At 65.6% G+C, this 320-nt stretch carries 1 protein-coding gene; it reads right to left on the bottom strand.

Annotated elements, in window-relative coordinates; all coding sequences use genetic code 11:
• On the bottom strand, positions 1–320 hold a 320-nt coding region (locus tag ACODSZ_RS23195; protein ID WP_488928660.1), incomplete at both ends, for a hypothetical protein.

The raw sequence follows: 320 nt of genomic DNA, 5'->3' as shown, positions 1-320 counted from the left end.
GGCGTCCAGCGCGCGCTGGGCAGCTGCAGCCACCTCGATCACCTCTGTCATCTTGGCCAGGCTGGCGCGCAGGGTAGCTACGCGCTGCTCCAGCTCGGTGATGCCAGCTGCGTGGTCGGTCTCGAAATCGGTCTGCGCTTCCAGCTCGGCCAGGCGCTGGTCGGCGCCAGTGGCCGCATCGAAGTCACGCTTCAGGTTCTTGACGCGGTTCTGCAGCACTTCCAGGCCGCGTTCGTACTCGGGCAGGGAGTTCTGTGCTTCGGTATCGGCCTGGCCGGCGGGTTTGATTTCGCCATGTTGGTCCTCGTAGCGGTCGAGCT

The organism is Herbaspirillum sp. FG34, assembly GCF_057809315.1.
Note: the sequence above shows the minus strand (reverse complement) of the source record. Positions and strands in the feature narration are given on the sequence as shown.